This window comes from Neisseria sp. Marseille-Q2251 (assembly GCF_940793045.1).
GTDB lineage: Bacteria > Pseudomonadota > Gammaproteobacteria > Burkholderiales > Neisseriaceae > Neisseria.
This window is the reverse complement of sequence record NZ_CALNWV010000011.1, coordinates 41,442-52,707: the sequence shown is the minus strand read 5'-3', so window position 1 is coordinate 52,707 and position 11,266 is coordinate 41,442. Positions and strand designations below refer to the sequence as shown.

The window sequence follows — 11,266 nt, the reverse complement described above, 5'->3', positions numbered from 1 at the left end:
CTTAGCTCAAAGAGAACGATTCTCTAAGGTGCTGAAGCACCAAGTGAATCGGTTCCGTACTATTTGTACTGTCTGCGGCTTCGTCGCCTTGTCCTGATTTTTGTTAATCCACTATATTTGGTGTTGGTGTTGAGGGATAACGGTAGCGCTGATTTGTTGGTCGGTATTTTTAGACGACCTTGAGATATAGAAGGTCGTCTGAAAAGGTATTGTTTAGTCTTTATCGTAATCGACGTGTTTGTTGTGTATGCTTTTTTTGCTTTTTTGCAATTGCAGGCTGGCGGCATCGCCCAGGCGAAGGGCGAGTCCGATGGCGAGGATGTCGATGACGGCGAGTTGCAGCAGGCGGGACACCATGGGGGTGTAGAGTTCGGCGTTTTCCTGCGTGGCGATGCTCAATACGCAGTCGGCAAGCTGTGCCAGCGGGGAGTCGTTGCGGGTCAGGGCGATGACGGACGCGCCGTTTTCTTTGGCGATGCTGACGGCGTCTAAAAGCTCGATGGACGAGCCGGTGTTGGAAATGGCGACGACGACGTCTTGGTCGGACAGGACGGAGGCTGCCATCAGTTGGGTGTGGGTATCGACGTAGGCGACGGTGGAAATGCCGAAGCGGAAGAATTTGTGTTGCGCGTCTTGGGCGACGATGCCGGAGTTGCCGACGCCGTAGAACTCGACACGGCGCGCGTGCATCAGGGTGGCGATGGCGTTTTCCAGTTCAGACTCTTTCAGGAAGCGGCGTTCGCCCAAAATGGAGGCGGCGGCGTTGCCCAATACTTTTTCGACAACGATGCTCATGTCGTCGTCGGCGTTGAGCTCTTCATGGACGTAGGGCATACCTTCGTGGCCTATGCTGGCGGACAGGGCGAGTTTGAACTCGGGCAGTCCTTTGTAGCCCAGGCTGCGGCAAAAACGGATGACGGTCGGCTGGCTGACGGATGCGCGCTCGGCGATTTCGGCGACGGCGGCATGGACAAACCATTTGGGTTCAGCCAAGGCGCATTCGGCGACTTTGCGTTCTGCGCCCGACAGGTTTGACAGTGATTCGCTGATTTTGCTTAACATAAATATGCCCTTCGGTGTGTGCCACCCCTTGTCGGGGCGGCTTGTGTGATTAAACGTTTTTCAAGTGGTTGTCGAGTGCCGCCGCTGCGCCGGTGATGCCCGGAAATTCGCTTAAGACGACATAGACGGGAATCGCGGCGAGATAGGCTTCGAAACGGCCTTTGTTTTCAAAGCGGCTGCGGAAAGGTGAGGTTTTAAAATATTCCAAAACGCGGGGGATGATGCCGCCGCACAAATACACGCCGCCGCGCGCGCCCAGCGTCAGGGCGAGGTTGGAGGCAACCGTGCCGAGCATGGCGCAGAAGAGGTCCAAAGTCTGACGGCAGAGCGGGGAAGTGCCGCTTAAGGCTTTTTCGGTGATTTCGGACGGTTTGAGGCGGTAGTTTTTCAGTTTGTCGCGTTTGGCGAGTGCTTCGTAAATCAGGCTCAAACCTGCGCCGCTGAGGAAGCGTTCGGTGGAAACATGGCCGTATTTGTTTTTCGCATACTGCCAAATCAAAACTTCCATGTCGTCAAACGGCGGGAAGCTGGAATGGCCGCCTTCACCGGCAAGCGCGACCCAGCCTGCTGGGCTGTGCACCAGTCCGCTCACGCCCAAACCGGTTCCCGGCCCGATGACGGCTTTGGGGGCAAATTCGATGGGTTTATGCCCGCCTACCTGCATCAGGTCTTTGCTTGAAGTCTGCGTTACCGCCAATGCCTGCGCGGTAAAGTCGTTCAAGAGGATGAGGGTGTCCAGCTCCAATGCCTGACGGGTGGTTTCGATGGAAAACGCCCAATGGTGGTTGGTCATTTGCACCCAGTCGCCCAAAATCGGGTTGGCGATGGCGAAGGCGGCGTGCCGGACTTCGGCTCCGCCTGCCTGTTCCAAATAGGCTTTGGCGGCATCGACGATGGTGTCGTAGTCTTTGCACGGCAAGACTTGGGCTTTTTCAATCTGGTGCGGGGCGGTTTCGAGCGCGAAGCGGGCGTTGGTGCCGCCGATATCGGCAACCAGGCGCGGATAGTTTTTGCCGACGGGTTGTTGAATATCAGTTTGAGTAGAAGACATGGCAGTTTACTCCTTGATGGTTCAATACCAGGCTGGTCGGATATTCCAAATCGGCGCGCGCGGCGGCTTTGTCGAACACGGCTTTTTTCTCCGCACCCTGAATCGCCAAAAAGACGTTTTCCGTTTTGGCGATGGCGCCCAAGGTCATGCTGACGCGCTCGTGCGGCGCGGTAACGGGCGTGGTGTGGATAAGGGTCGGGTCGTCTGATTCGTTGATGGCTGCCTTCAGTTGCGGCGCTTGCGGGAAAAGGGAGGCGGTATGTCCGTCGCCGCCCATGCCCAAAATCAGTACGTCAGGTTGTTTGTAATGTTTCAGCGCGTAGGCAACGACGCTGTCGGGTTGTAATTCAGTTTCAGTTTTACCCGCTTCGACAACGGGAATCCAAGTCGCTGCGGCGGCTTTGTTTTGCAACAGGTATTCGTGTGCTAGGGCAGTGTTGCTGTCGGCGTGGGTCGTCGGCACGATGCGCTCGTCAACCAAAGTGATGCTGACTTTTTGCCAGTCCAAATCTTTTTGCGACAAGGCTTGGAAGAAGGGAATCGGCGAGCGGCCGCCGGAAACTGCCAACACTGCGCTGCCTTTGTTATCCAGCGCGTTTTGCAGCGCGACGGCGACTGCGTCTGCCAAAGCCTCTGAAGCGGCTGCTGCGTTTTCGTATTCATGCCAAACGAACATAAAAGTGTCCTTTCTCTGTTTTCAGACGACCCTTTTGTTAAGAAGGGGGTAGGAGGTCGTCTGAAAGGCAGTGTTTGTGAGCGGGAAAGTAAGTGAGAGCCTGTATTGTCGATGGCAGCGCGAATGTCGGCGGAAACGCCTAATCTGCCGCCTTATGGTTTTCAGACGACCTTTTTGAACCGTGAACGCTTCAAACAAAGGTCGTCTGAAAAGGCTTTACTGGTTTTCGTGCCACTTGTGTCCGTCGCGCGCCAACAGTTCGCGGGCGGCTTCCGGGCCCCATGAATGCGCGTCGTAGCCGTGCGGCGGGGTGGTGTTGCTTGCCCAGTTTTCCAGAATCGGCATCACATATTCCCAAGCGGCTTCGAGTTCGTCGCGGCGGTTGAAGAGGGCGAGCTTGCCGTTGATGACGTCCAACAGCAGGCGTTCGTAAGCTTCGGCGCGGCGGCCTTCGAGGACTTTTTCCAAGTCGGCTGCCAGCGGCACGATTTCGACTTTGTTGCCTGCGCCCGGCGCTTTCATCTGCGTATAGAGGCGTACGGATTCGGTCGGCTGCAATTCGATAACCAAACGGTTTGGCGCGGCTTGGCTGTTTTCAAAAATATGGTTTTGCAGCGGACGGAAGTTCAATACGATTTCCGCCACTTTGCCCGCCATGCGTTTGCCGGTACGCAGGTAGAAAGGAACGCCTTTCCAACGGTCGTTTTCGATTTCGGCTTTGATGGCGACGTAGGTTTCGGTGAAGCTGTCTTGCGGAACGTTGATTTCTTGCAGATAGCCGTTCATGCCTTTGGCGGCGGTGTATTGTCCGCGCACGACGTTTTCGTTGACGGATTCGATGGTCAGCGGTTTCAATGATTTGATGACTTTGACTTTTTCATCGCGCACTGCGTCGGCATCCAAGCTGGCGGGTGCTTCCATCGCAGTCATGCACAGCATTTGCATCAGGTGGTTTTGCACCATGTCGCGCAGCGCGCCGGTAATGTCGTAGAACTCGCCGCGCTCTTCCACACCGAGCTGTTCGGCGATGGTCAGTTGTACGCTTTCGATGTATTTGTTGTTCCACAACGGCTCGAACATCACGTTGGCAAAACGCAGCGCCAGCAGGTTTTGCAGGCTTTCTTTGCCTAAGTAGTGGTCGATGCGGTAGATTTGGCTTTCTTTGAAGTAGCGGGCGACATCGGTATTGATTTGTTGGGAAGAGGCGAGGTCGGTACCCAGCGGTTTTTCCAAAACGACGCGCGCGTTGTCGGCGTTCAGTCCGACTTTGGCAAGGTTTTCGCAGGCTTGCGCGAAGAATTTCGGCGCGGTGGAAAGATAGATGATGACGTTGTCGGTCTCTTTGCGGGCTTTGACTTTTTCGCCCAAAGCGGCAAAATCGGCTTCTTGGGTAACGTCGACTTTCAAATATTCGATGCGTTTGACGAACGATGCCCAAGCGTCGTCTGAAAAGTTTTGTTTGACATGGATTTTGGAGTTGGTTTCCACTTTTGCCAAAAAGCCCGCCGTATCCAAATCGCTGCGGCTGACACCCAAAATACGGCCCTGAGGATTGAGCAACCCTGCAACGTGCGCCTGATACAGACAAGGCAGCAGCTTACGCATTGCCAAATCGCCGGTCGCGCCGAACAACACCAAATCAAAATTTGTTTGTGTACTCATCGTTTTATCTCTCGTTGAGGAAGGCCTTGTGCCGGCGCCGCCGGATGCCGTGAAAGACGGGCGGTTTCGGCAGAAAAGCAATGGAAACCAATCGCCTGCATCAAAATTTCAAAACAGGCGGGCTAATGAGTAGTAATACTACACATGGCTACACATTTTGTCTATTCTCATTTTTACAAATTATTTGACTTAGTTTAAAAGTTTGATGAGTTTGGCCTGGTAGATTTTCACAAATGACGCATATCACGATTTAAATCAAATTTCTTACATTTAGCAGATTATTTTGTAACTAAATTACAGGTTTTGTATTATAATAGCCTGCATAGATAGAGTGAGGCTTTCAGACGACCCCTTGCATGGTTTGAAAGGTCGTCTGAAACGCTGAACGCCCCACACCCAATACAAAAAATCAGAAACGCGCAAACAAAAATCCCATACCACCCCTTCCGACAGGAGACCGAACATGAATCCCACTCCTATCCACCCCAAGCTCGCCGAAATCACCGAGCGCATCATTGAGCGCAGCCGTCCGACCCGCGAAAAATATCTGGCAAAAATCCGCAGCGCCAAACAAATGGGACGGCTGGAACGCAACCAGCTCGGTTGCAGCAACTTGGCGCACGGCTACGCCTCCATGCCCAAAAGCATCAAAATCGAAATGCTTCAGGACACCGTTCCCAACTTAGGCATCATCACCGCCTACAACGACATGGTTTCCGCACACCAGCCGTTTAAAGACTTCCCCGACCAAATTAAAGACGAAGCGCAGAAAAACGGCGCAACCGCGCAAGTTGCCGGCGGTACGCCCGCCATGTGCGACGGCATCACGCAAGGCTACGCCGGTATGGAATTGTCGCTGTTCTCCCGCGACGTCATCGCCATGAGTACCGCCGTCGGCCTGTCGCACCAAATGTTTGACGGCAGCCTGTTTATGGGCGTGTGCGACAAAATCGTGCCGGGTTTGATGATTGGCGCGCTTTCGTTCGGTCATATTCCCGGCATCTTCGTTCCCGCAGGCCCGATGTCCAGCGGTATCGGCAATAAAGAAAAAGCCCGTACCCGCCAGCTTTTCGCCGAAGGCAAAGTCGGCCGCGACGCATTGCTCGAAAGCGAAATGGGTTCCTACCACAGCCCCGGCACCTGCACTTTCTACGGCACGGCAAACTCCAACCAAATGATGATGGAAATGATGGGCGTACACCTGCCCGCCGCCGCCTTCGTCCATCCTTATACCGACCTGCGCGAAGCCTTGACCCGCTACGCTGCCGGACACCTCGCGCGCGGCATCAAAAACGGCACCATCAAACCCTTGGGCGAAATGTTGACCGAAAAATCCTTCATCAATGCCCTGATTGGTCTGATGGCGACCGGTGGCTCGACCAACCACACCATGCACCTCGTCGCCATGGCGCGCGCCGCAGGTGTGATTTTGAACTGGGACGACTTTGATGAAATTTCCTCCATCATCCCGCTGCTTATCCGCGTGTACCCCAACGGTAAAGCCGACGTGAACCACTTCACCGCAGCAGGCGGCCTGCCTTTCGTCATCCGCGAATTACTGGACGCAGGTTTGTTGCACGACGATGTCGATACCGTCGTCGGACACGGTATGCGCCACTACACCAAAGAGCCTTTTCTCATCGACGGCAAACTCGAATGGCGCGAAGCCCCCGAAACCAGCGGCAACGACGACATCCTGCGCAAAGCCGACAACCCGTTCTCCCCGGACGGCGGCCTGCGCCTGATGAAAGGCAATATCGGACGCGGCGTGATTAAAGTGTCCGCCGTGCGCGAAGGCTGCCGCATCATCGAAGCGCCCGCCATCGTGTTCAACGACCAACGCGAAGTGTTGGCAGCGTTTGAGCGCGGCGAGTTGGAACGCGATTTCGTCTGCGTCGTCCGCTACCAAGGCCCGCGCGCCAACGGTATGCCCGAGTTGCACAAACTGACCCCGCCTTTGGGCATCCTGCAAGACCGCGGCTTCAAAGTGGCGCTGCTGACCGACGGTCGTATGTCCGGCGCGTCCGGCAAAGTGCCCGCGTCCATCCACATGACGCCCGAAGCCCTGATGGGCGGCAACATTGCCAAAATCCGTACTGGCGACCTGATCCGCTTCGACTCCGTTACCGGCGAACTCAACGTCCTGATTGACGAGGCCGAATGGAACGCCCGCGAAGTCGAACATATCGACTTGAGCGCGAACCAACAAGGCTGTGGCCGCGAACTCTTCGCCAACTTCCGCAGCATGACCAGCAGCGCAGAAACCGGTGCCATGAGCTTCGGCGGTGAATTTGCCTGATGTACGTTTCAGACGACCTTTTCAAACGGAAGGTCGTCTGAAAAATTATTGAAGCCGTTTAAAACAGACGTAGGTCGGATTCTCGAATTCGACACAGCCGTCCAAGATGTCGGATTCGAGAATCCGACCTACAGCCCAAAGGTCGTCTGAAAACTTAAACCCCCATCCCGTTTGACTTCAACAAAAACGACAACCCCATCTCACCTGGAGAATCAAAATGTCCAAACTGACCCCACGCGAAATCCTGACTGCCGGCGCAGTTGTGCCTGTGATGGCGATTGACGACTTAAGCACCGCCGTCGATTTGTCCCACGCCCTTGTCGAAGGCGGCATCCCCACCCTCGAAATCACCCTGCGCACCCCCGTCGGCCTCGACGCCATCCGCCTGATTGCCAAAGAAGTGCCCAACGCCATCGTCGGCGCGGGTACGGTTACCAACCCTGAACAGCTCAAAGCCGTCGAAGACGCAGGCGCGGTTTTCGCCATCAGCCCGGGTTTGCACGAATCCCTCGCCAAAGCCAGCCACAACAGCGGCATCCCCCTGATTCCGGGCGTTGCTACTCCGGGCGAAGTCCAACTGGCTTTGGAACACGGCATCGACACCCTCAAACTCTTCCCTGCCGAAGTCGTCGGCGGCAAAGCCATGCTCAAAGCCCTCTACGGCCCTTATGCCGACGTGCGCTTCTGCCCGACCGGCGGCATCAGCCTCGCCACCGCGCCCGATTACTTGGCACTGCCCAACGTCTTGTGCGTCGGCGGCTCATGGCTGACCCCGAAAGAAGCCGTTAAAAACAAAGACTGGAACACCATCACCCGCCTTGCTAAAGAAGCGGCAGCGTTGAAACCCAAAGCCTGATTTTCTAAAAGGTAAGCCATACCTTAGCGGTCATGATGTCCGCCTGCTAAGGTGGTTCAAGTAAGGCAAAGGTCGTCTGAAAATCCGATTTTGGATTTTCAGACGACCTTTTGCCATGTATACAAATGAAAAATGCCATGCCGCGATTTCGTTATTTTAATTCACTGTGATTTCCCACCGCGTTGGATAAGGACGAGGCAACGCCGTATGGCTTAAAACCGACCTGCCATATTCCCTGCCTTAATCTGCCAAACTATAGTGGATTAACTTTAAACCAGTACGGCGTTGCCTCGCCTTAGCTCAAAGAGAACGATTCTCTAAGGTGCTGAAGCACCAAGTGAATCGGTTCCGTACTATCTGTACTGTCTGCGGCTTCGTCGCCTTGTCCTGATTTAAATTTAATCCACTATAAAGAGGTCGTCTGAAAACCCTTGTTTCGGTTTTTCAGACGACCTCTTCAATTCAAGATGCCCTTGTTTCAAATTTCAAAACTGTCCGCTTGGTCAGCCTTGCGTATCATGCCTGCGGCGACGGTGTGGTTGGTGGCTTCGTCTATCAGGATGAACGCGCCGAGGGCATGGTTTTCTTCGTAGGGCGCGGCGGCGATCGGCTGCTGGGTTTTGAGACTGACGCTGCCGATGTCGTTGAGTTTGAGCGTGTCGGCGGATTCGACGCGGCTGAGGGTGTTCACGTCCCAAACGTAGGAAATCGCGCTGATTTTGACGGGCGTGGTTTGGGTGGTGTGTTTCAGCAGGTATTTGCGGCGCAGGTTGAGCGGGATGTCGTCGAACCAGCACAGCGCGGCTTGGAACTGCTGTTCGGGCGAGACGGGGCTGTCGGCGGCGGCGATGCTGTTGCCGCGCGAGATGTCGAGGTCGGTGTCGAGCGCGACGGTCAGCACTTCGCCTGCTTCGGCGGATTCGGTTTTGCCGTTGGGATTATAGATTTCGGCGATTTTGGCAGTGTGTCCGCTGGGCAGGATTTTGATTTCGTCGCCGGTTTTCAGACGACCTGCTTCCAGTCTGCCTTGATAGCCGCGGAAGTCGTCGCTGCTGCTGCCGTCTTGCCGTGCGACGCGCTGCACGGGGAAATGGGCGGCTTGGTCGGCGGCGTTTTGGCGGTTGACGGGCAGGTTTTCGAGCAGGGGTAACAGCGGCAAACCTTGATACCACGGGGTTTGGCTGCTGGCGTTGACGATGTTGTCGCCTTTTAATGCGCTGATGGGCAGGAAGTGGATTTGGGCTTGGAGGCCGATTTGTTCCGTCAGCTTGCGGTAGGCTGCGGTAATGGCCTGATATTTGGTTTCGTCGAAGTCGAGCAGGTCGAGTTTGTTGACGGCGACGATGATGTTGGGGCAGCCCAAGAGTTTCAGAATCGCGCTGTGGCGTTTGGTTTGCGGCAGGAGGACGGGTTCGCCGCCGGAAAAATCGACGCGCGTTGCGTCTATCAGGACGATGGCGGCGTCGGCGGTCGATGCACCCGTTACCATGTTGCGGGTGTATTGTTCGTGTCCGGGCGTGTCGGCGATGATGAATTTGCGCTTGGGCGTGGCGAAATAGCGGTAGGCGACGTCGATGGTGATGCCTTGTTCGCGCTCGGCGGCAAGGCCGTCGGTGAGACTGGCGAAGTCGGGCGTTTCGCCGTTTTCGGCGGCGCGGTTGAGTTTGTCGAGCTGGTCGGTCAGCAGGGTTTTGCTGTCGTAGAGCAGGCGGCCGATGAGGGTGGATTTGCCGTCGTCGACGCTGCCGGCGGTGATGAAGCGCAAAAGCGGGGCGGTGGTTGCGGTCATGGTTCTTTCCTTAATTCTCGGATTGCACGTTACTTTAATGAGGTCGTCTGAAAATGGGAAAGAATGCTTGGTTTTAAAAAAAGATGATTTCGTTATATTCGGGCGGTTTCTTTCGGGCGGCGTCGGCTTCCCGCGTTTGCCAGAAAACCCGCTTAAAGGTAAAATCCCGTATTCCAACATGGGTACTGCATCATGACTAAATTTATTTTCGTAACCGGCGGCGTCGTATCTTCACTCGGAAAAGGTATCGCCGCCGCTTCTATTGCCACCATCCTCGAATCGCGCGGTTTGAACGTGACCATGCTCAAGCTCGACCCTTATATCAACGTCGACCCCGGCACGATGAGTCCGTTCCAGCACGGCGAAGTGTTCGTCACCGACGACGGCGCGGAAACCGACCTCGACTTGGGACACTACGAACGTTTCATCAACGCCACCATGACCCGCCGCAACAGCTTCAGCACGGGGCAGGTGTACGAAAACGTCATCGCCAAAGAACGCCGCGGCGACTACCTCGGCGGTACGGTTCAAGTCATCCCACACATTACCGACGAAATCAAACGCCGCATCCACGAAGGTGCGGCGGGTTACGATGTTGCCATCGTCGAAATCGGCGGTACGGTCGGCGACATTGAATCGCTGCCGTTTTTGGAAGCCATCCGTCAGATGCGCAGCCAGTTGGGACGCAACAACACCTTGTTCGCCCACTTGAGCTACGTCCCCTACATCGCCGCCGCAGGCGAAATCAAAACTAAGCCGACCCAGCATACCGTTAAAGAAATGTTGAGCATCGGTTTGCAGCCCGACATCCTGATTTGCCGTATGGACCGAAAAATGCCGGCGGACGAACGCCGCAAAATCGCCTTGTTCTGCAACGTGGAAGAACGCGCGATTGTCGGCAGCTACGACGTGGACAGCATCTACGAATGCCCCGAAATGCTGCATGACCAAGGCATCGACAACATCATTACCGAGCAGTTGCAGCTGAACGTACAACAGGCGGATTTGACCGCGTGGAAAAAAATCGTCCATGCCATCAAAAATCCGAAACACACCGTCAAAATCGCCATGGTCGGCAAATACGTCGATTTGACCGAATCCTACAAATCGCTGATCGAAGCCTTGAAACACGCGGGTATCCACACCGAAACCGATGTGCAGATTACCTTCGTTGACAGCGAAAACATCGAGAAAAACAACGGCGACGTTTCCATGCTCAAAGACATGGACGCCATCCTCGTTCCCGGTGGCTTCGGTTCGCGCGGCGTGGAAGGTAAAATTGCCGCCGTGCGCTACGCCCGTGAAAACAACGTGCCATACTTGGGCATCTGCCTTGGTATGCAGATTGCGCTGATTGAATACGCCCGCGACGTGGCAGGCTTGAAAGGCGCGAACTCCACCGAGTTCGACCTCAAATGCGCCGCGCCCGTCGTCGCCCTGATTGACGAATGGCAAACCGCCGACGGCAGCGTCGAAACACGCGACGAATCCGCCGATTTGGGCGGCACCATGCGTTTGGGTGCGCAAGAGGTTGAATTGAAAGCAGGCAGCCTCGCCGCCAAAATCTACGGCAGCGAACACATCCGCGAGCGCCACCGTCACCGCTACGAAGTCAACAACAACTACGTTCCTACGCTGGAACAAGCAGGCTTGGTCATCGGCGGCGTATCCGCCGGACGTGAACGCTTGGTCGAAACCATTGAACTGCCGAACCATCCTTGGTTCTTCGCCTGCCAGTTCCACCCCGAGTTCACGTCCAACCCGCGCAGAGGCCATCCTTTGTTTACCGCGTTTGTCAAAGCCGCATTGAACAATAAAAAAGGCTGATGCCCGGCAAAAGGTCGTCTGAAAATAGAAAAAGCACCTCGATT

Annotated in this window: 8 protein-coding genes; 3 read left to right on the top strand and 5 right to left on the bottom strand. The window is 55.4% G+C overall.

Translation table 11 applies throughout. The features are described 5' to 3' along the window. Positions 1 to 213: 213 nt before the first annotated feature. The 4 genes from hexR to zwf all read right to left on the bottom strand — a co-directional run bounded on the left by hexR (position 214) and on the right by zwf (position 4,451). Positions 214 to 1,062, bottom strand: coding sequence for a DNA-binding transcriptional regulator HexR (hexR, locus tag AAG834_RS06055; protein ID WP_003768591.1), 849 nt, complete (start codon positions 1,060 to 1,062; stop codon positions 214 to 216). Positions 1,063 to 1,111: 49 nt separating this feature from the next. Then, positions 1,112 to 2,113: a glucokinase gene (locus AAG834_RS06050; RefSeq protein ID WP_342031577.1), complete on the bottom strand. Its 1,002-nt coding sequence runs from the start codon at positions 2,111 to 2,113 to the stop codon at positions 1,112 to 1,114. Further along, on the bottom strand, positions 2,094 to 2,789 hold the full coding sequence (gene pgl, locus AAG834_RS06045; RefSeq protein WP_342031576.1) for a 6-phosphogluconolactonase: 696 nt from the start codon (positions 2,787 to 2,789) through the stop codon (positions 2,094 to 2,096). The genes AAG834_RS06050 and pgl overlap by 20 nt, the downstream gene beginning before the upstream one ends. Positions 2,790 to 3,005: 216 nt before the next feature. After that, positions 3,006 to 4,451, bottom strand: a complete 1,446-nt coding sequence (gene zwf / locus AAG834_RS06040; RefSeq protein WP_342031575.1) for a glucose-6-phosphate dehydrogenase — start codon at positions 4,449 to 4,451, stop codon at positions 3,006 to 3,008. 463 nt (positions 4,452 to 4,914) lie between these two features. Between zwf and edd the strand changes: the two genes are divergently transcribed. After that, positions 4,915 to 6,750 carry a phosphogluconate dehydratase gene (gene edd / locus AAG834_RS06035; protein ID WP_342031574.1) on the top strand — a complete coding sequence of 612 codons (1,836 nt, stop codon included), beginning with the start codon at positions 4,915 to 4,917 and terminating at the stop codon, positions 6,748 to 6,750. Positions 6,751 to 6,967: 217 nt separating this feature from the next. Next, the gene (locus tag AAG834_RS06030) at positions 6,968 to 7,606 is read left to right on the top strand and encodes a bifunctional 4-hydroxy-2-oxoglutarate aldolase/2-dehydro-3-deoxy-phosphogluconate aldolase (RefSeq protein ID WP_025458322.1); all 639 of its coding nucleotides are present in this window, start codon (positions 6,968 to 6,970) and stop codon (positions 7,604 to 7,606) included. Positions 7,607 to 8,084: 478 nt separating this feature from the next. On the opposite strand, the gene AAG834_RS06020 is transcribed toward AAG834_RS06030, so the two are convergent. After that, complete coding sequence (locus AAG834_RS06020) at positions 8,085 to 9,395, bottom strand: sulfate adenylyltransferase subunit 1 (protein WP_342031573.1); 1,311 nt, start codon at positions 9,393 to 9,395, stop codon at positions 8,085 to 8,087. 192 nt (positions 9,396 to 9,587) lie between these two features. Between AAG834_RS06020 and AAG834_RS06015 the strand changes: the two genes are divergently transcribed. Then, the gene (locus AAG834_RS06015) at positions 9,588 to 11,222 is read left to right on the top strand and encodes a CTP synthase (protein ID WP_003768576.1); all 1,635 of its coding nucleotides are present in this window, start codon (positions 9,588 to 9,590) and stop codon (positions 11,220 to 11,222) included. Positions 11,223 to 11,266 lie beyond the last annotated feature (44 nt).

Bases quoted from the DNA above. Each gene is read 5' to 3' on its own strand.
- AAG834_RS06030 (WP_025458322.1), top strand. From the start codon at position 6,968: ATGTCCAAACTGACCCCACGCGAAATCCTGACTGCCGGCGCAGTTGTG.
- zwf (WP_342031575.1), bottom strand. From the start codon at position 4,451: ATGAGTACACAAACAAATTTTGATTTGGTGTTGTTCGGCGCGACCGGC.
- AAG834_RS06020 (WP_342031573.1), bottom strand. From the start codon at position 9,395: ATGACCGCAACCACCGCCCCGCTTTTGCGCTTCATCACCGCCGGCAGC.
- AAG834_RS06015 (WP_003768576.1), top strand. From the start codon at position 9,588: ATGACTAAATTTATTTTCGTAACCGGCGGCGTCGTATCTTCACTCGGA.
- AAG834_RS06050 (WP_342031577.1), bottom strand. From the start codon at position 2,113: ATGTCTTCTACTCAAACTGATATTCAACAACCCGTCGGCAAAAACTAT.
- edd (WP_342031574.1), top strand. From the start codon at position 4,915: ATGAATCCCACTCCTATCCACCCCAAGCTCGCCGAAATCACCGAGCGC.
- hexR (WP_003768591.1), bottom strand. From the start codon at position 1,062: ATGTTAAGCAAAATCAGCGAATCACTGTCAAACCTGTCGGGCGCAGAA.
- pgl (WP_342031576.1), bottom strand. From the start codon at position 2,789: ATGTTCGTTTGGCATGAATACGAAAACGCAGCAGCCGCTTCAGAGGCT.